Genomic DNA, 18,095 nt, shown 5'->3' on the forward strand with positions numbered 1-18,095 from the left:
GTGGCAGTAATAATACCCCTCCTATTGTTGTCGATGATGTAGATTATGAACAACTTGCAATTGATGTATTTAATGAATCAATCGATGACACTAACCTGCCAGATTGTATGAAAGGTGTACTGGATACACTTAAAATGCTTAATGGAAACTCTGTAGCTGATATGATAAAAAAGTTTGCAGGATATGTGCCTGGTTATAAGCTTAAATTTATTACGCAAAATTTAAGTGATCCGATGAAATTCGCGGTAACCACCCCAGATAATAATGGTGATATGATCATAGGTTTAAATACCAACCCATTAGTTATCGGTAATGTATCAGATTTGGCAATTGGTGCTACGATGTTGCATGAATCAATACATGCCTATCTATATGCATTTTATGATAATGATCCAGTTGCAGCAACAATGACATATCCTGAATTATTTGAGAAATATTCTAAAGAGAAAGCCTTCTCAAATGGCGTTCAGCACGAGAAAATTGCTAAAGATTTTATTACAGATCTCGCTGCCTCCATTAAAAATTATGGAGAATTAAAAGGTTATCATTTAGATAAACAGATATATGACGATATAGCTTGGAAGGGGCTGTTAGACACAGATGCGTTTAAAAGTCTTTCTGATATAGATAAATCTCGAATTACAGATAGAATAATGTCCGAACAATATGATACTAGAAGAGACAAAGGTGTTACACAAAAAGGAGTTCGCTTGGGTTGTTAAGATCCTATTATTTTTAACAATGGTAAGTTGTTCAACGCAAAGGAATTTTGATGACTTTACTGAAATAGATCGAAAAAACTGCAGTAGTTTTACTCAAAGAGGTAAAGGATATACGGATGGGAAAATTCCTCCAACTGTGCATGGCAAGATAAGATTTTGTGATGGGAACGAGAAGATTCCGAATGCAAATATTTTATTTCTTAAGAATGGAAAAGACACTGTTGCTAATTTAGTCGCAGACAAAAATGGTGAATTTTCTAAGAAATTCAATACAGAAGGTTTCTTTGGAACAATTGAAATCCATTCGCTTCTTACGAATATGACTTTTAATTATGTTCGAATAGGTGCAAATTATAAAGATTATTATTTGGAAATGAAATTGCCAAAACAGTTAGTATATATAGAAGAAATAGGCCCAAAACAGGACCAGAAAAAACTGAGAAAGGAAGTTGAAAGAGCAAATCGAAAACGTTAATAAATGCTTGGAATCAATCCTACTCACGAAACCTCCAAGTTTTAAGTGAGTGGGATGATTATATTTACTTTTTGAGTAAGTAAGTTTTAGAAATTTTGCTTCGGAGTTTTCAGTATCATCTATATACAGGTTATTGGTATAGAAATAAACATAGCAGAAACTAGAAATAGCAGAATGTATCTGATTATTTCCATTACAATTGACATACCCATTTCCTTGAAGCTAGAGTATGGATAACGATGATATTTCATATTCGTTATTAAATTAGGCCCTCATCTGAAAAGCTGAAATATCCATCAGGAATTAGAATTAAGTGACCGCAAACTTGTATGTCTAAACAATTTCCTGCTTCTAGTGCTTTAGTGGTGAGCGCTAGATCATTCAAGCTAGGTTGGTCACACTGGTTATACAGCAAAATCAAATGTTATTGAATCTCTTGGTCCTGAAGCACTCAAAAAATTATTTAATGGTTCTGTAAATTGCAAATAAAGATTAGTTATGAAAAATTATAAGTCAGTTTATTTTCTTCTTTTGGTACTGTGTATGTTGATAGGCTGTTATTCTTCTGCTCAGACTCCAATTCGTCAGGGGGCTTATACAGTAAACAACATAAAGTACTATGTATCAAAACCATCCGTTTATGATAAATCGTATGGAATTTGGAGGAATGAGAAACCAAATATTCCGGCATGGAAAGATATCGATGGATTTCCTATGGACATTATTAGGGCAAAGATCACCAATGGAGATGTTTGGAAAAATCGAGTAATAAGTCTTTTAGGTTCTCAAAAAGTTCAGCAACTAAAACAAAACACCGAAATTTTAGGATTAAGTTTCACTTTAAAACCTACAGGAGAAGTTTATTATATTACTTTTGATACAAAAGGTAATACAGTATTGACACTAGAAGATATAGCAAAAATTGATCGGGAGCTCGTCAACAATTACATAGCCACTTTATCTAGTACTCAAGATAAACATAAACAATTGTCGTCTATATCGTTAAATTATGAAATAGATTTCTCTAAATATTAACAGATGAATAACGATGTTTAATCCCGTTATTTAATTGAAAACAGCTTTTAATTAATCCCACTCACGAAACCCTCCAAGTTTCAAGTGAGTGGGATTTTTAGTTAGATGTAGGAAGAATTATAAAGGTAGATGTAGGATCTGATTCTAATGTAACTTACTTTAATATTTGTTGTACTGTTTTTGTTATTGGGTCATAGAGATCTCCGTCAATAAATTCGTACGTTCCTGAAAATTTACCAAGTGTCAATGTGGCATGATACATTTTATCGCCCTGTACATAAGCATGACCATTATAGACCATTTTCTTCACGCGGAAAACATATACAACTTCGCAACGTAAATTATCTAGGAAATTACTCGAAATGAGTTCTATTATAGGAAGCTGTTTTCTTTCTAAGAATTCAAAAGCCTTAAGATAAGCCATTTCGATATTGCAGTCTTGTTTTTCTTTCTCAATTTCTTCAAGTCTTTCTTTTGCTTTCTGCTGTTCTATCAATTCCTTTTTTCGGTTGGCTTTTATTAATAATAAGTTCTCCGATCTTTCGTACCGAAAATAAAATACGATACTTAAAAATATCAATCCAACAAATAAACTAATCAAGCCTCCAAAGCTTTGATTTTCATTGAAAAGTGAAAAAGAATTCCGAATTAAAAGAATTCCTATTATAATAGCAACAATTGAAATCCAATGTAGTTCCTTAAAATCAATATTAGAAATAATCTCTGAAAAGCTAAAAGTATCCATGTATATTATTGAGAACAAGTGTATGTATATGCAGTTACTGAGTTTCCAGCTTTCGCATTGATAATTTTTCCTTCGCCATCTTTGGTGTATGAATAAGAATTATTCCCGCCATAGCCAGTTGTTACTCCTGTGATCTGATTCTTTATCTTATTTCCGAAATAGCCCTGCTCATATAAAACAGCATCTTCTATCATTGCAGTTACTCCCCATTCATCAAATGCATTAAATATTGATTCTGAATAAGGAACTCTTTCTTCCTTTGAATTATAAGTTGGCATAAATTTTTGTGTGACATCATAACTTGATTTTAATTGAGAAATATTGCCATCTAAATATTGGATTGATACATTTAGGCTATGAACACCTAAGCCCCGAAGGTATTTAAGCGTTACAATCATATCGGAATGACCTAACAGTTGTTGGAGTATATGAAGATCTTTTGTCTTCTTGTAGACATTTACAGAAGCTGTATGACGAAATGAGTAGATCGTTTGGTTCTCAAAAAGAATACCTGCATCACGCATTTTCTTGGCAATTCTCGTCCAAGCTTTACTAAAATAGTCATCATTATAAACGGTACTATTCAATGTGAACAAATTTTCATTAGGCTTGAGTCCCTTAACTCTTTCAAAAATTGCCTTCCGGACGTATGGAGGTATGAATGTCACCCTTATTCGTCCGCTTTTATTCTCATCGCCCGACAGATGAATTTCTGTACAATCATTTTTAAAGTGCTTTCCTTTAAGATTCCGTATTTCAATATGAGGGCGTAAAAAGCATCCATAGCTCAATAAACAACATATATAGAGATTGCGATGATTTAATGACAGAAAATTCAAAACTTGATGCAACTGTTTCTCTTCATAAATTTGATGTAATTTTAATTTACCTTTTCTCCTGTCTGTCTTCCTAATCAGATCAATATTTAAATCAAATAAGGTATTAATCTGGGAAAATAATACACCAAGATCCCTTCGCTTATCCATATAATATGTATTTGATGTATGATATGTATTCAAGAAATTTTGAATCGTTCTCAACTGAAGAGACTGAATTGGTAAACGTTTCAAGTCATCTGATAGAAATTCAAAAAGATCATCAAACACCCGCTGTAAGTTCCGCTTGTATAACTTATTTAAGCTGGAATTCTTTTTACTATTCAATGCTTCCTCGAAAGCAAACTGGACAGTCAGAATAGCTTCGGAACTCTCCTTCTGATTACGATAATTTCCGACTTCAATCGCCTTTGACAGCTCATTACTTAGTTTGAGAAGGAGCGATTTTTTTTCCTTTAAAGTTCTGGCTGAATTAGGCATTAGATCCAGCCCTATGGCTTTTCCGCTGTACTCCTTGATCCTTTTACCATTAAACTTGACGAGGACATAAGACCTGTGATTCAAATCATCGGTGGTGCAAACTTTTAAATCATAATATTCCATTTTGGCGCATTTTTGGCGCAACACAAAGAATATCTAGATAAATCACTGATTTACAAGCGACCAGTCGGTTAGAGTAGAAGACTCATAATCTTTTGGTCCCTGGTTCGAGCCCAGGTGGGAGCACAGAACAAAAAAGTCGCTTTTCTATATAGAAAAGCGACTTTTTTGCGTTTCTACGCATCGTTTTCAGACGATGTAACAGCCTAAGAGAATCACTCTACTTCGGCCTATTTTGCATAGTTTTTTATTGAACTTCACGTAAAAAGATATCTAACGGGATTTTTCACATGCTAAAGAAAAAATTATAGCAACCGTCAACGCAAAAGTTTATGAACACCACAAGAAATCAGATGGTACCTACGACGTGGAGATAATACCTTTTATGTAAAGTCTACACTATATTAGCATCTTAGATATTCGATCAATTCAAACCTATTTCCGAATGGATCTCGAAAAAAACATCGTTCTCGACCATCTATCTTGGACGAGTATTTTACGATTATATTCTGATTCTTCAAAAATAATTTAGCATGGGATAAGTCGAAAACTTCAAACGCAGGATGTATATCAGAATTTGTTTGATGGTACTTTTCTTCACGAATATGAAGCTGGATATCTCCGATTTCAAACCAAATAGCCCCCCTTGGATGATTACCAAGGATTTGATTCAAACGCAATATCTCAGCATAAAACCTTTGCGCTGAAGCTAGCCCGCCTAAAGGAACACTTATGAGTATATGATCTACACGTTTAAATTTGATCATTAGTGTATTTTTAAAACATTGGCCAACGCTGAATGCATAACAGAAGGCTCGACGTCCATATCCATCCAATATTTAATTGCTATTCTGCCTTGATTAACGAGCATACCAAGACCATTTAAAACTCTACATCCCTTTTCTCGAGCGGTTCTTATAAAATGAGTATCTGGGGGATTGGGTATAGCATCTGCGATAATCATCTCCTTTCCGATAAGATCAAATTCAATATCGAGTTTTTGATCCACATTGGGAAACAGCCCTACACTAGTTGCATTGATCAAAATATTCGTTGATAATTCTATCTTATACCTTCCTTCCCAACAGTTAAATAACGCGTTGGTTTTAGTATTACTATTTATCAGATCGGCAAGTTCTTCCCCTTTAGATTTGTCCCTATTTACAATAATAATTGTATGGGCTCCCGCTAACGCCAATTCAACTGCAATTGCGCGAGCAGCTCCTCCAGCACCAAATATTGTAATACACTTGTCCTTAGGATCTTCAATCATTTCCAGCGCTTTTAAAAATCCTTTTCCATCTGTATTCTCACCTATCCAAAGGTCCCCCCTTCTAACTACAGTATTAACCGCACCTATCAATCGTGCAGAGTCTCCTAATTCATCAAGATATGGAACGACAGCTATTTTGTGTGGAATAGAACAATTGAAACCAATCCATCCCATGGCTTTTGCACCTTTGATAGCATCTGCCAGATGTATAGGCTCAACCTCGCAATTCAGATAACGAGCGTTGATACTGTGATATCTATAAGCTGCCTCAATCATCATTACAGTTGGATTCTCAGAAGCTGGTTTGGCAAAAGAGCCCGTAATAAAAGGCAAAAAATCAATGTTATCTTGCATAAATGTGAAATAAAGTAATTGATACAAAATGATAAATCTTCTATTACAAAGATTGCATATTACCGGCGCCACGCCCAGGTATATTTAAAGGTATTTTTTGTATTTTTATCGTAAGCACTTTTTAAAATGAAGAAAATACAGTTTGATCAACTCGTTATTCATGATTATGAAGAAAAGATTTTTCATTTACCCCTTCATAGCCATACTTATTATGAACTGGTTTATATCCACAAAGGTAGTGGCATTCATTTACTGAACAATAATAGGTTTCAATATGGGGAAGGAGATCTGTTTATAATAAGTCCAGAAGACGAACATTATTTTGAGATAAACAAAAGTACTCACTTCACATTTATAAAGTTCACAGACGCATATCTATCAGAACACTCACAGCATACAGTAGATAATTTCAATTTATATGAACCTGTCCGAATAATGAAGAATAAGTTATTAAAGGAAGTGAAATTAAAAATAGATGAACCTTCCAATGCTATACTTCGAAATATTATTGAGAATATAGTATTGTACAAATTTTCGAAGGATATCTCTCGTTCAGCGCTCATATTTTATCAGATACGATCTATCTTAGTCTTAATTAGCGAAGCTGCTGCTAAACTTCATATAAGAATTGACAATGGTCAGCCCGGTAAAGAAGAGCTCATTTCCTTCATACATCAACATATCTACCAACCGTCAATTATTCAGATTAAAAACATCGCCACTCACTTCTCTATTGCGAATAGTTATTTCAGTGATTATTTCAAAAAAAAGTTTGGTATAAGTTATCGAAATTATGTCAACGAATACCGCATAAACTTAATTCAAACTCGATTAACTGTTCCGACCGTTTCACTATCGCAGATCGTATATGAATTTGGTTTTACCGATGAAAGCCATTTAAACAAATTTTTTAAAAACCATAAAGGTCTGACCCCAAAAGTATATAGAAATATACACCTTGAAAATACAGAACTTATCTCCCCAATCGCATATTCAATACCTCAAATAAGAGTATCCAAATAACTCTGACTCTCTGATCAATCGTACTTTGATATTAACAACTATTGAGTTTCGTGGTTTTTATCGCAAATTTTGTAACTGAATTATTTTAGTATGAAGCCATTCCATTCAGGAGCGAATTAACTGCTCATCGATTTTCCAATCTCTTTGGCCAGTACTTTTAAATCTCCAAGTAGTAAAAAACGCCAATTTAGTCTACAATCTCTGATCAAATCATGTTTAATTGTTGTCCATGTGACTTATCCAAGGATCATCCCTTCCATAATCGGTTGGTATTTCCGACGATTCAATCTGCAGCGTTCCTCCCTTTCTAAGCTCTTCATGTGTGATCCATAACCTCTTCAAATCCCTTCCATTCAACTTAATCGATTTGATATAACGCGTTTTGTCGCTTCGATTCGGCACCTCAATGGTCAGTGGATTCCCTTTATTTTCCAATCTGATTTGATCAAAAAATGGCACGCTGATATTAAAAATAGGTTCCCCGACCAAAGGTTGTTGCAATCCGATCGCAGAAAGCACCCACCAGCTCGACATAGCACCAGCATCGTCGTCCATGGTTCTTACGAAGGCTTTAGGCTCATTTTTATAGATCCGGTCGATATGTGCTCCGATTCCACGGCTGTTGTCATTAAAGTAATATTGTATGATGGTGTCCAATGCAATTCGATGTATCCACTCCTGATAGCGCCAAGGGGTCTTACTCGCATTATATAAGGTCAGCGATTGCATATCCGGTTCATTCGCCCTATTGAAATAATAACCGTCATAAAACTCATCCAGTTGCTGTGTAAAATTTTCTTCACCACCTGCTAGCTTTCTTAATCCCATAACATCAAAAGGTACATTCCAACGATATTGCCTAATTGTTCCCTGATACATATCCCGTGCCGACATACGGTCGACATCCCGTTTGGTCAGATCTTTAAAATCTTTATTCCAAATTGCCTGATATGATTTTGCTCGCTCCAGATAGGTTTTGCTGTTCTGCGGAAAAAGCTTGGACATTGCCCACATATCATAACATGCTTCAAGGTACTTGTCCGGTTTCTTAAAATCATAGCGAAGGGTATCGTATATTAACGAATCTTTTATTCCATCAATATCGACCCGATATCCTTTCTTGACCGCATCCAAAAGAACGACAGCGGCATGTTCTGTCCGGACCGAATTTGCTGGTTCATGAGCTCCTGCAAAGTCAAATTTCCCATAACGGTACAGGTCTGCAATCGAGGAGACAACGCCCTGATACATTTCAGTATCTATCAGCTCCAAAAGCGGTAGTTGTGTTTTATAATTGTCCCAAATTGCCCATCCATGATAACGTGTTTCTTTGGAACGATGTATTTTCCCGTCTGTCCCCCTAAAATTTCCCTGCTCATCGCTGATAACAAAAGGAGATTGTAAACTGCGGTAGAGCAAGGAATAGAATAAATCTACCTTATCCGAATCGCCCTTTACCTGCAGTACCGACAGGGCAGTTTTCCAACGATCAGCTGCACGTTTTTTTACCGTTGAAAAATCTAGCTTATCATATTCTGCAAGTGTCTTTCTTGCGTCCTGTTGATCCACAGCCGAAAATGCAATATTGACATCTGCTATAAGGCTTTCCTCCTTCAGGTCTACCCAGATTTTGTTCCCCTCCTTTCGCCATCCGCTCGCTGTAGGAATTTCCAGCGCATAATAAATGGTATATGTTCCCACATGGCAGGTCGTTTTTGCACGTACTTTACCGAATAGCAGATTACCCTCCTGTGTAAATTCATTGTCAACAAAAGCGCCATTGAAAGCATGCCCAAAATCAATAAAAAGACCTTTTCTACCCACGGGAAAAGTATATTGTTCACGACCAAAATCATTATTCACAGCCACTTCAACTTGAATACCCTCTGCGGTTTTTAAAGCATAATACCCAGGTTGGGCATGCTCGTCAATTTTATTCAGCGGCTTTATATCATTTTTTATAAATGGTCTAATAAGGATCAGTCCACCACTGCCCATACAACCTACTCCCTCAAGGCGATTGTGTGTAAAGCCTTTAATTTCCTTGGCAAGATGCTCATAGCCCGTATGCGTTCCCGGATTAGTATAAGGCACAATGCTCAATTGATGGAAAGGAGAAGAAGCCGCTGGTGAAAGCTGGCCGTGGTCGCCAGAAGATCCCAAGAAGACGTTTACACGATCGGTCTGCGCTCCAGCAATTGTAGCATAACAGAGCATCAAAGACAGCAGTAATTTTTTCATATATAGTCTATTATTTTTCATATGTATAAAGGGCGCAAACTGATTTTTCACGATACGAAAAGCTAACCTATACAGTTCTTGGCCATAGCAAACAACTATTTTTTTCAGCGCCTGATGTTTTTTATTTATTAATTCTTCGAGAATACTCATTTCGATTTAGCAAATCATTAGATCTATTTTACTTCAGAAAACCGACCTTTCATCTTCCAAAATTAACCTACACAAGGTAAACCCAATATTAAACTACTGTTAATTCCATTAATTATTTTCCATATACAAAGTTCAGAATGTAAACCTAAAATCGGAGGAGACAATTTTTATCACAAATTTTGTAAAGATAGTGTAACGGAGCTAAATTTTGATAAGTAAAAAATATTCGACTAACTACGTTATCAAAGCAGCGTCCAAGCTCTTCCAATTAGTAATGAGGTACAGAAGAAAAGGCTCATAATCTTTTGGGCCCTGGTTCGAACCCAGGTGGGAGCCCAGAACAAAAAAGTAACCACACCTTACGATTGCTAAAGCAAAAAAATAGCCATCTATATGCCAAAAATTTAAGAACAGTACAAAAAATCTGACGAAATAAACAGGCCAAATCATATAGCAGATGCCAATCTATTCCTTCATTTTTCTAGAAATATTTATTCAAAAAAACACAAACGAGAATCTTATTTGTAATTATTCTAAATAAAAATGTAGATTTGCGCTATTCTTACCATGAAACAACATTGGACAGCTACATTAAAAGGTTCTTCTGAAGCTTTTGAATCCTTATATGACTTAGTATATCGAGAGCTTTTCGCTTATGGCGTTATGTTGGGGTATTCGCGCGAATCCGTAAAAGACGGTATACAACATCTTTTCTTAGAACTATGGGAAAAACGTGACCGTCTGCCCGATGTTGATAATATCAAGTCTTATTTAATGACATGGCTACGCCGTGTCCTGAATGACCATCGCGTATTGAATGAAAAATTAAATTCAGGAAATTATCAGCCCAATGATAATACACCTTCACATGAAGCTTTACTCATACAACAGGAAACCGTAAACGAAACCACTGCGCGTCTATCAAAAGCATTGGAATCCCTCACACCTAAACAAAGACAGGTGATTGACCTTAGGTTTTTTCAAAATATGTCCTATGAACAGATCGCTTCCAAAACAGGCAATAGTCAGCGTACAATCTATAATATTGTATATGAATCTGTTAAGATTTTAAAAGAAAAAAAATAAAAATAATCCGGTAAAAAAACGGAATTGCTCCCTCTACCTTCATATATACATGAAAAAAATTTATAACGACAGCGTTGATTTGCTCAGTGACGAGAGTTTTGTGTCTTATCATAATGGAACCGCAAATAAACAGGAAATTCATTTTTGGGATACATGGATCGCAGAAAATCCGGATAAATTGGATCTTGTTGCAGACGCGCGAAAGATGCTCGATACCCTAAAAATGCATATCACCGAAACGGAATATCAAGTTGAAAAAGACAAACTATTTGCGACACTCGAAAGCAAAGTGCCTACAAAAACTCGAAGACTGACAACGAGATGGCGCTGGATCGCCGCAGCATCAATCCTACTCATAGGAACATTTACATTCCGTCAGTTTTTCTACAAAGACTCACCTCAGCGTACTTTAGCTGTAAATACAGTTTCCGCTGAACAATGGCTCAGTGTCGTCGCCCAAAATGGCAAAATGGTTAAAGTCAATCTAACTGATGGCAGCCAGATTACGTTGATGGGTGGTAGCACACTAAAATACCCCAAACATTTCCGTAAGGATACAATGTATGTCCTACTAGATGGCGATGCACGCTTTAACATTGCAAAAAAGCCTGATCGCACATTTGCTGTAAAAACAGGCAATACCTTGGTAACAGTATTGGGAACACAGTTTTTGGTAGAACAAGCTGACACTAAAAATACCAGAGTCAGTTTGTTTTCTGGAAAAATTAAACTAACCAACCACTTAAACAACAAACAAGCCCTACTCAGTCCAGGACAACAGGGGTATGTCACAAATCAGGAGATCCATCTCGATAAATTTACACCAACACAGATCAATAATTTTGCAGAAGGTATTTTGCATTTTCAAAATGCTTCTTTTGCTGAAGTCGCGCGAAAAATGGAGCAATATTATGGTGTCCACATCTCTCTCAGCAAACCAAATGCACGATGGCGGTATAGCGGGCATTTTGAGAAGCTGCCTGTTGAGACCGCACTCGCCGCGATTTGTTTTTCAAAAGAATTGTCATCAAAAAAAATAGCAACAGATACCTATGTGCTTTATTAAAAAAACAGTAAGACGAACCTGTTTATTGAATACTTTTTTTCTATTATTCGCTGGCGCTGTTTCAGCTCAACATGCTTCCAACCAAGGGAGTTTGGAAACTGCTTTTCAATTACTGACGCAGCAACATGCTGTACATTTTTCCTACGATGCATCCATCGGACTGCAGCGACGTGTTCCACTTCCCACGGCAAAAGAGAATATCGATACGTATTTGTCGAGACTTGCTTCAACGCTTCAGTTGCGCTTTCAGCGGATTAAACATTCAAATCTGATAGCCGTCAGCAAGGCGCCAAAACCCATACAATTAAGAGGTGTAGTGAAAGATGCCAAAACAGGCTTGCCTATGGCCGGTGCGACTATTATGCTACGCAAAGAAAACAAAACCTATTTCACCGATAGTTTAGGGCGATATCGCATACTGACAGCAGCCCAAAATCGCGGCGAGGGAATAGGCGTACGTTACTTAGGTTATCAGAATTACGACTTCAAGGTGGATACCGCTGTACAGCAGATCAATCTGTCACCTTTAGATCAACAGCTTGAAGAAGTATTCGTCAGCAGTACTTACGAAGCGCCTAAACTGCGCGAAGAGATGATCGGAAGTGTCTATACCGTCAGCGCAAAGGATTTACAGGCCGATCGCCCTATAGAGAGTGTCGATAAGATGTTGGAAGGATTGGTACCGGGATTATATGTCGAACCCAGCACTTCCTTGGGCACATCCGTTAAGCTCCATATCCGAGGACAGGGAACATTGACAAACCTGACAAGCAATACTGGACGATCAACCTCATCGCAGCCTTTGTACGTGGTGGATGGTGTCGTTGTCCAAGAACAGGAGATTGGCGACGCCAGTTCGCTTTTTAATGGCGAAACATTGCTGAACCCAATTGCAGGAATCAATCCGTTAGATATTGAATCCATTTCGGTACTTAAGGATGCTGCCGCAACCGCAATCTATGGTGCTAATGCAGCAAACGGTGTGATTTTAATCACCACCAAGTCTGGGCGGAGCGGCAAACCGCAGTTGACAGCGTCATACAATACCGGTGTATCCACATTTATCAATCGAATGAAATTGCTCTCCGGGCCGCAATACTATGAGCTACTACGGGAGTTCCATATCAATACGGGCAAAACCGAGAGCGAAGCAACGCGTCTGGCGGGCAGCAATACCATTGATACAGATTGGTTTGGACTGACTTCACGCAATGCACGCTATGATAATGTAAATCTATCACTTTCGGGCGGAAAAGGTAACGATACGTATTACCTCTCTATGGGCTACCGCAATCAACAAAATGCCAGTCCGGGAAATGGACTGAAGCAATACACAAGCTCCATGCGTTATTACAATCAGTTTAGTGATAAACTGCAAATGACCACGACTATATCGCCGACACTGATGCAGCGTGAGGGGCTCGACCAATTTGCAAATGCTGCTTACATGCCTCCCAATATAAATCCCTACAAGGAAGACGGAACTTACAGTACCTTCTTAGGGCTCGTGAATCCTGTCGCAGCGCTGGCTGAAAATACAGATAAAGCCTTGGCTTTTACAGGGACTGCACGGATTGAACTGCAATATGCACTGTTACCCTTTTTAAGCCTGCGCGGAGCTATCGGCGGGAATATGCTGCAATCCAAGCAGGAAACTTTTCTTTCAGGCATAGCCGGTGCTTCCACAGCTAAAGATGGGCGCCTCCGCATCAACGATCGCACGACGTACAGCTGGACCTCCATGTTACAGCTAACCTATAGCCCAAAATGGCAAAACGGGCATCGTTTTGTTGGTATTGCAGGGATAGAACTAAAAGATCAATACAGCAAATTATTAGTGGGCCAAGGTACCGGCTTTACTTACGATAGGGTCATCTCACTCGGCCTCGCAAGTTCGACACAGTCGTCTTCCTCTAAAATTTCGGATGCGACAGTATCCAACTATGTACAAATGAATTACGACTATGACAAGCGATTTTATGCTTCTCTGAGTGGCCGTGCAGATCAGTCGTCCATGTTTGGTGGCGACAAACAGGTCGCACTCAATGGAGCGCTTGGATTAGGCTGGAATATCAGCAACGAAAAATTCATGCAACCCGTTGCAGCAATTGATTTCTTACGTCTTCGAGCCAGCTTCGGAACCACAGGGAATTCGCGGATTGGATCATATGCTTCCAGAGGGCTTTATGAATTAAACAACGTGACCTATGGTGGACAAATGAGTGCAACTCCCTCTTCTTCCGCTGCCGAAAATCCAGATCTAGGTTGGGAAACGAATATCAAATTCAACTTCGGTTTTGACTTGAATGCCTTCAATAGATTACGTCTTGTATTGGACCTTTACCGGAATAATATCCGCAATCTCATTACAGACATCAGTGTGCCATTAGAAACAGGATATGGCAAAATGCCAGTCAATTCGGGCAATATGTACAATCAAGGGCTCGATTTAAGCATTGCCTATCAATGGCTTAAACAGTCTAAGGTAACCTGGAACAGTACCCTTATCGGTGGTTGGAATAGAAATAAGGTGACCTCCTTTAATAATCCACTCATTGAACAATATGCAGCAAACTCCTCCGATAATGTAGGTATAGGTCAGCGTGTGGGATACAGTTCAACTTCGCTCTGGGGTATCAAATGGGGCGGTGTAGATCCAAGCACCGGAGTGGAACAATTCTATACCCCTGATGGAGAGCTGTTAAATCGGACTGAAATACGGGCAATGGGTCAGAACGCTTACCAATTACTAGGCAATTCGATGCCTGATTTTCAAGGAAGTATCATCAACAACCTGGGCTGGAAGGGTTTTCAGTTCACCTTCAATATACAGTATAATCTTGGTGGCAACAAGTTTGTATCGACAACCTATTTACGGGATGGCAATAATCTAGCAAACTCCAATATGTCGGTCAATCTACTGGATCGTTGGCAGAATGCGGGCGATATCACTGCAATCCCCAAACTTAATTCAAGCTCACCACTCAACAATTCCTCCCGCTATTTGTACAGCATGACTTATCTCAAGTTGAGCAACGTATCCTTAAGCTATCGCCTGGCAGATCGATTGACCAAGCGCATCGGCATAGGGCAGACAGCTTTGAGCTTCAATGTTACAAATGTACTTTACTGGTTCAAAGACAAAAGCCCCGCTGGCAGAAACGGTATCCGCGAGTATAGGTTTGTCTATCCCGAGACACGTAATTTTTCGATTGGCCTACGCACCACACTTTAATCCTTTAATAATTTGAGCTATGAACATAAAGACGCTAAGTATTGCTTTTCTTGTCACTTTGGGCACAACGGGCTGTTCAAAATTTTTAGATAAAGAACCGGAAAACAAAGTATCGGTCGACCTGCTTTTTTCAGATATGCAGGGTGCTAAGTCGGCTTTGGCGGGAGTTTACGAAGACCTATTTCAGTCAACTTATTACAATGGCTTGCGTATGGTTTACCCAGATCTGCTTGGCGGAAACTTAACGTTTACCGTAGCGAGCAAAACAACACTTTCGGATGTTTATTCCTTTGAAACAGATGCCGAAAATGGTTCGATGAACAGTCTATACAGCTATCAGTATACGCTACTCAATGCGATCAATAATATCATAAAGCGTGTCCCAGCGATGCAGAATGTCAGTGAACTCGAACGTAATAACGTAATGGCCCAGGCCTATGGTCTGCGGGCATTGGTTCATTTCGATCTTGTGCAGTTATATGCCCAGCCTTATCGTTACACCGAAGATGCTTCACATCCGGGCATCATATTGGCCAAAACGACAATTGTACCCAATGAGGCACAGATTGCACGCTCTACAGTGGCAGATGTATATCAATTTATACAGGCTGATTTGTCCCTCGCTGATTCTTTATTTGCCAATAGCAAAGCTGTATTTGAAGGCAATGCCAAAATATATATGAGCTTACAGGCAAGTAAAGCACTCCAAGCCCGGTTAGCATTAAATCGCAACAACTGGGAAAAAGCTTACCAGCTAAGTGCCGAACTGCTCAAAGCGAACTATTCGCTATATACCAATGCTGAGTATATCGACAGTTGGAAACAGGCCAACACCAAAGAATCTATATTCGAATTGGCTGTACCGAGCAATTATTCCAGTAACTCAATCGGTAGTTATTATGTCAATGATTCAGGCAACTCCTATTATCAGTTTGGACCAAGCCAGGATCTACTCCGTTTGTATGGGCAAAATGATGTGCGTGCTCAGGGTGGAATATTTAAATATCCAACTCTACAAACTGCAGTAACAAGCATCAAGTTGATCCGTCTTTCGGAAATATATTTGATTCATGCCGAAGCGGCAGCTGAACTTGGCTATGCTAATGAAGCTGTTTCAGACCTAAATGTCATCAGACTACGCGGGAATCCGCAGCTCGGCGCTTATCTTTTCAACACAAAAGACCTGCTAATCAAGGAGATCCTTGACGAACGTCGTCGTGAGCTCTGTCTTGAAGGCTTCTTATACCTAGATCTGATGCGTAGAGGTCAATCCGTTATGCGCAATGACTGTACTGGTGCAAACTGTAATGTCACTTATCCAAATGATCATATGGTACTGCCTATTCCACAACAGTCTGTACTCTCCAATTCACTGATGAGACAGAATCCCGGCTATTAATCACTCAATAAAACACAAATTAATAAAACAACACATGAACAGTTTAAAAGCAATCCTTAAGTTATCCAAGCTCGTCACTATTTTCAGCATCTTATTTTTTACCATGTCCTGTAGCAAGGACAGTACCGTGACTCCTGAGCCCGAGTATGTCCCTAAACCAGATAATAATGCCGTAGCTGCATTTACCAGTACAGATGCTTATTTCGAACTCTATATCTATCGCTTCGATGATGTCACACAAACATGGGGCAAACGTATCCGGTCCCACTACCCAACGGTATCTTCAACAGACCCAACCTATATGGGCTTTACCAATCCTTTTGTGACAGATAGCGGGGTAAACCTTTTCCAGATGGTCACGCTTTACAGCGATAAAATCGGCTCAACAAATATCAAAACGGCGGGTATAAATGTCGATCAGGTATTGCAATTTCTACCAGATGAGAATAATAATAAAATTGGTAAAGTGACTGTAAAAGAACAACAGGTAAAAATCTATAAGAAAACCGAATCCGCAGAAGAACGGAAAGATATGGAGTTCTTTGAGGTTGGTATCAGTGGCTCGGGAACCTATGATCTAAATGAAGGTGTAATCGACTTGGAAGTGAATTTTAACGAGTCTGCGATCGGAGGAGCAAATAAGGTAACCCGTAAATACAAATTGAGTACCAAAGCGTTAGAACTATAAAACAACGAATGATACGAAGAGTACTTGTATTTGGTTTATTGGGAGTCGTCCTGATCTTGCTGGCTTTTGTGCAGGATCAGGATATTCCTGATATTGCGCTATGGCGCAGACTGTATGCTTCCGGCGACAGCAGGCAATGGCCGACTCCCCACCTAGATGATGATGTAAAAACAAATTTTGTGGATATCGGATCACTGCCCGATGTAGAATACCCTTTGAACAATCCCTTTTCCAAGGAAAAGTCAGCGCTGGGAAAATTATTGTTTTTCGATCCCAGACTTTCTGCTACCAAACAGCTGGCCTGCGCAAGCTGCCACGATCCGCAACTGGGCTGGGGCGACGGCAAAAGCTTAGCAAATGGGCACAATCGACGGGTAGGAAAGCGAAATGCAATGACCTTGTATAATGTTGGATACTACCATACTTTCTTTTGGGATGGACGATCTCCCTCCTTGGAAGCCCAGGTATTATTCCCATTGACCGATAGCGTTGAGATGAACACCGCTCCGGAAGTAGCTGTACGTCATATTCAGGCAATAGCTGGTTACAGGCCTTTGTTCAAATCAGCCTTTGGAGACAGTACGATAAGTATCTCGCGTATTCAACAGGCTATTGCAACTTTTGAGCGCGGTATTCGTAGCTACAATAGCAAATTTGACCGCTTTATTAAAGGAAATAAAGATGCCATGACGGATGACGAGGTCTGGGGGCTTCATCTTTTTCGGACTAAAGCACGCTGCATCAACTGCCACAATACACCGTTATTTTCAGATAATCAGTTCCATAATGATGGTCAAACATTGTATGGTACCAGGCAGCAGGACTTTGGACATTACCATATCAGTGGCAAGCAGGAAGATATAGGTGCATTTCGAACGCCCTCTTTACGGGAAATCACCCTTACAGGACCTTGGATGCACCATGGTAATTTTCCAACATTACTGGACGTCGTACAACTTTATAATCTCGGTAATCCTGAGCCGATACAGCGTAGCGTTACGATAGATCCTAAAACCAAACCCATTCATTCGGCGAAGCTGAAAAAGCTGAACCTCACAAATGAAGAAATTAATGCTGTGCTTAAATTTCTAGGGGCTATCAGTAGCAGTACACAACAACGTATAGCGATGCCAAAATTGCCCGAATAAACCAAAATAAATAAAAAGA

General features: G+C 38.9%; 14 protein-coding genes, 1 tRNA gene and 1 pseudogene. 11 read left to right on the top strand and 5 right to left on the bottom strand.

Annotated elements, in window-relative coordinates; genetic code table 11:
- Both ACHWSC_RS20095 and ACHWSC_RS20100 read left to right on the top strand, forming a co-directional pair.
- Window positions 1–722, top strand: a pseudogene (locus ACHWSC_RS20095) (hypothetical protein); the annotation flags it as partial.
- Window positions 667–1,197 carry a hypothetical protein gene (locus ACHWSC_RS20100; RefSeq protein WP_394677934.1) on the top strand — a complete coding sequence of 177 codons (531 nt, stop codon included), beginning with the start codon at window positions 667–669 and terminating at the stop codon, window positions 1,195–1,197. The pseudogene ACHWSC_RS20095 and the gene ACHWSC_RS20100, both read left to right, overlap by 56 nt.
- A gap of 259 nt (window positions 1,198–1,456) precedes the next feature.
- Here ACHWSC_RS20100 and ACHWSC_RS20105 read toward each other — a convergent pair whose 3' ends face one another.
- Window positions 1,457–1,618 (bottom strand): JAB domain-containing protein, encoded by a 162-nt coding sequence (locus ACHWSC_RS20105; RefSeq protein ID WP_394677935.1) that lies wholly within the window; start codon window positions 1,616–1,618, stop codon window positions 1,457–1,459.
- 77 nt (window positions 1,619–1,695) lie between these two features.
- Between ACHWSC_RS20105 and ACHWSC_RS20110 the strand changes: the two genes are divergently transcribed.
- Window positions 1,696–2,232 (top strand): hypothetical protein, encoded by a 537-nt coding sequence (locus tag ACHWSC_RS20110; RefSeq protein ID WP_394677936.1) that lies wholly within the window; start codon window positions 1,696–1,698, stop codon window positions 2,230–2,232.
- Between the two features lie 154 nt (window positions 2,233–2,386).
- On the opposite strand, the gene ACHWSC_RS20115 is transcribed toward ACHWSC_RS20110, so the two are convergent.
- Together ACHWSC_RS20115 and ACHWSC_RS20120 are read right to left on the bottom strand one after the other, a co-directional pair.
- A complete protein-coding gene (locus ACHWSC_RS20115; RefSeq protein ID WP_394677937.1) occupies window positions 2,387–2,977 on the bottom strand; it encodes a hypothetical protein in 591 nt (196 codons plus the stop codon).
- Between the two features lie 5 nt (window positions 2,978–2,982).
- Complete coding sequence (locus ACHWSC_RS20120; protein WP_394677938.1) at window positions 2,983–4,416, bottom strand: tyrosine-type recombinase/integrase; 1,434 nt, start codon at window positions 4,414–4,416, stop codon at window positions 2,983–2,985.
- A gap of 56 nt (window positions 4,417–4,472) precedes the next feature.
- On the opposite strand from ACHWSC_RS20120, the gene ACHWSC_RS20125 reads away from it, so the two are divergent.
- Window positions 4,473–4,539, top strand: a tRNA-Met gene (locus ACHWSC_RS20125).
- A gap of 640 nt (window positions 4,540–5,179) precedes the next feature.
- On the opposite strand, the gene aroE is transcribed toward ACHWSC_RS20125, so the two are convergent.
- A complete protein-coding gene (aroE, locus tag ACHWSC_RS20130; protein ID WP_394677939.1) occupies window positions 5,180–6,040 on the bottom strand; it encodes a shikimate dehydrogenase in 861 nt (286 codons plus the stop codon).
- Window positions 6,041–6,166: 126 nt separating this feature from the next.
- Between aroE and ACHWSC_RS20135 the strand changes: the two genes are divergently transcribed.
- Complete coding sequence (locus tag ACHWSC_RS20135; protein ID WP_394677940.1) at window positions 6,167–7,063, top strand: helix-turn-helix domain-containing protein; 897 nt, start codon at window positions 6,167–6,169, stop codon at window positions 7,061–7,063.
- A 216-nt stretch (window positions 7,064–7,279) separates the two neighbouring features.
- On the opposite strand, the gene ACHWSC_RS20140 is transcribed toward ACHWSC_RS20135, so the two are convergent.
- Window positions 7,280–9,304, bottom strand: a complete 2,025-nt coding sequence (locus ACHWSC_RS20140; protein WP_394677941.1) for a glycoside hydrolase domain-containing protein — start codon at window positions 9,302–9,304, stop codon at window positions 7,280–7,282.
- Window positions 9,305–10,021: 717 nt separating this feature from the next.
- Here ACHWSC_RS20140 and ACHWSC_RS20145 point away from each other — a divergent pair.
- Genes ACHWSC_RS20145 through ACHWSC_RS20170 form a run of 6 tightly spaced genes read left to right on the top strand, consistent with a single transcriptional unit; the run spans window position 10,022 to window position 18,076 of the window.
- The gene (locus ACHWSC_RS20145; RefSeq protein WP_182983514.1) at window positions 10,022–10,540 is read left to right on the top strand and encodes an RNA polymerase sigma factor; all 519 of its coding nucleotides are present in this window, start codon (window positions 10,022–10,024) and stop codon (window positions 10,538–10,540) included.
- A 49-nt stretch (window positions 10,541–10,589) separates the two neighbouring features.
- A complete protein-coding gene (locus ACHWSC_RS20150) occupies window positions 10,590–11,606 on the top strand; it encodes a FecR family protein (protein ID WP_394677942.1) in 1,017 nt (338 codons plus the stop codon).
- 25 nt (window positions 11,607–11,631) lie between these two features.
- Window positions 11,632–14,841: a SusC/RagA family TonB-linked outer membrane protein gene (locus ACHWSC_RS20155; RefSeq protein WP_394677943.1), complete on the top strand. Its 3,210-nt coding sequence runs from the start codon at window positions 11,632–11,634 to the stop codon at window positions 14,839–14,841.
- A 19-nt stretch (window positions 14,842–14,860) separates the two neighbouring features.
- On the top strand, window positions 14,861–16,240 hold the full coding sequence (locus ACHWSC_RS20160) for a RagB/SusD family nutrient uptake outer membrane protein (protein ID WP_394677944.1): 1,380 nt from the start codon (window positions 14,861–14,863) through the stop codon (window positions 16,238–16,240).
- A 34-nt stretch (window positions 16,241–16,274) separates the two neighbouring features.
- Complete coding sequence (locus ACHWSC_RS20165; protein WP_201669479.1) at window positions 16,275–16,928, top strand: hypothetical protein; 654 nt, start codon at window positions 16,275–16,277, stop codon at window positions 16,926–16,928.
- An 8-nt stretch (window positions 16,929–16,936) separates the two neighbouring features.
- On the top strand, window positions 16,937–18,076 hold the full coding sequence (locus tag ACHWSC_RS20170; protein ID WP_394677945.1) for a cytochrome-c peroxidase: 1,140 nt from the start codon (window positions 16,937–16,939) through the stop codon (window positions 18,074–18,076).
- Window positions 18,077–18,095 lie beyond the last annotated feature (19 nt).

Origin of the sequence: uncultured Sphingobacterium sp. (assembly GCF_964277905.1) — a bacterium.
In the GTDB taxonomy this organism is placed as follows: Bacteria; Bacteroidota; Bacteroidia; order Sphingobacteriales; family Sphingobacteriaceae; genus Sphingobacterium; species Sphingobacterium siyangense.

Bases quoted from the DNA above. Each gene is read 5' to 3' on its own strand.
- ACHWSC_RS20135 (WP_394677940.1), top strand. From the start codon at position 6,167: ATGAAGAAAATACAGTTTGATCAACTCGTTATTCATGATTATGAAGAA.
- ACHWSC_RS20110 (WP_394677936.1), top strand. From the start codon at position 1,696: ATGAAAAATTATAAGTCAGTTTATTTTCTTCTTTTGGTACTGTGTATG.
- ACHWSC_RS20145 (WP_182983514.1), top strand. From the start codon at position 10,022: ATGAAACAACATTGGACAGCTACATTAAAAGGTTCTTCTGAAGCTTTT.
- ACHWSC_RS20160 (WP_394677944.1), top strand. From the start codon at position 14,861: ATGAACATAAAGACGCTAAGTATTGCTTTTCTTGTCACTTTGGGCACA.
- ACHWSC_RS20100 (WP_394677934.1), top strand. From the start codon at position 667: ATGATACTAGAAGAGACAAAGGTGTTACACAAAAAGGAGTTCGCTTGG.
- aroE (WP_394677939.1), bottom strand. From the start codon at position 6,040: ATGCAAGATAACATTGATTTTTTGCCTTTTATTACGGGCTCTTTTGCC.
- ACHWSC_RS20115 (WP_394677937.1), bottom strand. From the start codon at position 2,977: ATGGATACTTTTAGCTTTTCAGAGATTATTTCTAATATTGATTTTAAG.
- ACHWSC_RS20170 (WP_394677945.1), top strand. From the start codon at position 16,937: ATGATACGAAGAGTACTTGTATTTGGTTTATTGGGAGTCGTCCTGATC.
- ACHWSC_RS20165 (WP_201669479.1), top strand. From the start codon at position 16,275: ATGAACAGTTTAAAAGCAATCCTTAAGTTATCCAAGCTCGTCACTATT.
- ACHWSC_RS20120 (WP_394677938.1), bottom strand. From the start codon at position 4,416: ATGGAATATTATGATTTAAAAGTTTGCACCACCGATGATTTGAATCAC.
- ACHWSC_RS20150 (WP_394677942.1), top strand. From the start codon at position 10,590: ATGAAAAAAATTTATAACGACAGCGTTGATTTGCTCAGTGACGAGAGT.
- ACHWSC_RS20140 (WP_394677941.1), bottom strand. From the start codon at position 9,304: ATGAAAAAATTACTGCTGTCTTTGATGCTCTGTTATGCTACAATTGCT.